2 protein-coding genes are annotated in these 2,900 nt (G+C 70.4%); one reads left to right on the top strand and one right to left on the bottom strand.

What is annotated here, in order from left to right; all coding sequences use genetic code 11:
- Window positions 1-128: 128 nt before the first annotated feature.
- On the bottom strand, window positions 129-1,091 hold the full coding sequence (locus tag DQW06_RS23985; RefSeq protein WP_013151630.1) for a glycerophosphodiester phosphodiesterase family protein: 963 nt from the start codon (window positions 1,089-1,091) through the stop codon (window positions 129-131).
- 255 nt (window positions 1,092-1,346) lie between these two features.
- Here DQW06_RS23985 and DQW06_RS23980 point away from each other — a divergent pair, with 255 nt between their 5' ends.
- Window positions 1,347-2,882 (top strand): hypothetical protein, encoded by a 1,536-nt coding sequence (locus DQW06_RS23980; RefSeq protein ID WP_013151629.1) that lies wholly within the window; start codon window positions 1,347-1,349, stop codon window positions 2,880-2,882.
- The last annotated feature ends 18 nt before the right edge of the window (window positions 2,883-2,900 follow it).

The raw sequence follows: 2,900 nt of genomic DNA, 5'->3' as shown, positions 1-2,900 counted from the left end.
AAGCGGGGTCCTCGTGTGGGTCGGACCGATCATCCCACCTGACACCGCCCGGGGCCAGGGAGCGCTCCGGGCTCGGTCCGGGGATCGCGCCCCCTGCGGGGCGGACGCGGTTCCCGGGCCGACGCGGGTCAGCGGGGCAGGGGCAGCGTGGGGATCCTGACCACCGGCTGGGACCGTTTGGTCCGGGCGGCGATGGCCTCCTGGCCGACGTCGGGGTAGTCGGTGATGAAGCCGTCGACCTTCCAGCCCAGGACGGTGTCCATCCGGGAGCGCTCGTTGATGGTGTAGGGCATGATCTCCATCCCCGCCTCGTGGACCCGCTCCACGTAGGCGGCGTCGATGGTGGTGTGGTTGGGGTTGATCATCTGTGCCCAGTCGTGCTCGTCGATGCTGCTCTCGGGGACCCGCCCGAGCAGGGCGTGCGGCACGGACGGGAGCAGGTCCTTGGAGCGCCGCACCGACTCCCAGTCGAAGCTCTGCAGGACGAGGCGTCGGGGCTCACCGTCCGGGTTGGGTTCCAGCCAGGTTCCGCGCCCGGTCAGCTCGTCGGCGATCTCCTGCTCGATGCCGGGGTAGAGTCCGGGCTCCTTGAGCTCCAGGAAGAGGTTGAGGTCCAGCTGCTCCATGCGGTCGAGCCCCTCCGCGAAGGTGGGGACGGGCTCGCCGTCGAAGGAGGAGTCGAACCACGCGCCCGCGTCGAGTCTGCGGACCTCCTCCATGGTGAAGTCGCCGACCTCGTAGGAGCCGCGGTCGGGGAAGACCTCCTCGACGTCGGTGGTGCGTTCGAGGGTGGTGTCGTGCATGAGCACGAGGACGTCGTCCTTCGTGCGCTGGACGTCCACCTCCACGGTCTCGGCTCCGAGCCGGTCGGCCGCGTCGAGGGCGGCCAGGGTGTTCTCGGGCGCGTGACCGGAGGCTCCGCGGTGGGAGACGGCGATCAGCGGGCGTTCGGATGTCGTCGTGTACTCGATGACTGCGGATCTGGTGACGTCCGACCACCGGGGGTCGGCGTCCTGTGTCGCGGACGATGCGCTCGCGCCGGTGACGACGAAGAACGACACGGCTGCGACGACGATGCCGATGCGCTGCACCGGACCTCCCAAGTGCGCGTGAACTTGTCGGCTGCTTCCTCAGGTTGGGTGCGGATGGTGACCTCGTGGTTACCGTATGCGGAGCAGTCGGTGATCCGCCGCCCATCATCTGGTGATGTGTCCGACAGTTCGACGACATTCTCACTTAATGCATCCATTTGGTTACTTCATGTACGGTTTTTGACCCCCGCGCCCGTGAGCGATTACCCAGAGGCTGCGAACATCACTATGAGTAGTCGATGGGAAGGAACACTGATGCGCAAGCACCACAAGAGGTGGGTCGCGCTGCTCGGCGCCGCCGCGATCGCGTCGTCGGGACTGGTCGGTCTCCCGGGGGCGGTGGCGGCCGACGAGAAGGACATGCGGACGCTGGCCTGGCCGGAGATCAGCCAGAGCGTCTCCTCGTACAGCCTGGACGGCTACGAGATCGGTTACCTGCCCGCCGAGCTGGAGCGGAACGGGATCCACGCCTCGACCACGACCGACCGGCTGGGCAACAGACAGTCGCAGCTGTCCTGGATGCGCGGACCCGACCAGCTGCTCGGCAGGGTCTCGATCCTGCGCTCGGACAGCATGGAGCAGCTCGACGACCTGCGCGAACGCCGGTACGGTCACCTTCCCGAGAGGACGCTGGAGCGCCTGGACTCGGGCGAGGCGCTGCGCAGTGAGGCCTACCTGTCTCCGGAGACCGGCGACCTGTTCTGGCTCGACGAGCCGGGCGTGGCCGTGGCCCTGTACCTCCAGCCGGACAAGTGGGGCAGCGGTGAACTGGTCAGGATGGCGGAGTCGCTGACCAGGAAGGAGGAGGCGCCCGCGGAGGGGACCGATGAGCCCGCCCCTGAGGGGTCCGGATCGCAGGAACCGGAGGCCGAGGAGCCCGCGCAGGACGAGCCGAACGCGCAGGAGCCCGCGCAGGAGGGGTCCGGCGGCGAGGCGGGCGGCGCCGCGTCGGACGGAAGCTCCGGCGGCGAGGCCGGTGCCGAGGCGGCGCAGGACGGGCCCGCCGAGGAGGAAAGCCCGCAGGAGCCCGCGGAGCCGGCGTCCGGGACGACCGGGGAGAAGGAGTCGCAGGAGCCCGCCGGTGCGGACGGAAGCACGTCCTCCGCCGACGGGACTCCGGTGGACACCGCCCCCGTCGGACGGCCCGAGACTCCGGAGACCCCCGAAGCCACCCAAACCTCCGAGACCTCACAGACCCCCGAGAGCCCGTCCGCGCAGGGCGGAGAGGCAGCGCAGGAGCAGCCCGCCACCGGGGACGGCGCGCAGGGGGCGCCGGCGGAGACCGGAGGGACCGCGGACTCCGAGCAGCCCGGGGTGGCCCGCGTCCGGATGGCCAAGGAATGTGTCGTCAGCCGGTTCGTGAGCTTCGAGACCGGCGAGACCCGCCTGGGCGAGATGACCCCGGCCAGCACGCAGTTCGTGGAGCGGGCCGTGGCCGCGGAGCGGCTCGGCGACGGGGACCTCGACCGCCTGCTGGCCACCGTCTGGTACTACGGCGACGAGGGCGTCAAGACCGTCGCCGTCGAGCACTGCGCCGAGGACGTCCAGATGTCGCGCACCGAACTGGAGGGGCTCATCTCCGACCTCGGCGAGATGATCGCCGTGCTCGTGGAGGAGGCCGAGAAGCACGACGCCACGCACGAGGAGAACGTGGCGCGCACGCTGGAGGAGGTGAACGCCACCCTGCCCGTGGAGGTGGACGCCACCGAGGTCCTGGACCCGATCGGCGCCCAGGAGTGGGCCGAGCTGGCGCAGTCCCTGCCGTGGAGCTTCCCGACCGGGACCTCCTGAGCACCGCGCCCGCCCCCC

Origin of the sequence: Nocardiopsis sp. TNDT3, from assembly GCF_003427465.1 — a bacterium.
Classification (GTDB): Bacteria; Actinomycetota; Actinomycetes; order Streptosporangiales; family Streptosporangiaceae; genus Nocardiopsis; species Nocardiopsis dassonvillei.
Note: the sequence above shows the minus strand (reverse complement) of the source record. Positions and strands in the feature narration are given on the sequence as shown.

Bases quoted from the DNA above. Each gene is read 5' to 3' on its own strand.
- DQW06_RS23980 (WP_013151629.1), top strand. From the start codon at position 1,347: ATGCGCAAGCACCACAAGAGGTGGGTCGCGCTGCTCGGCGCCGCCGCG.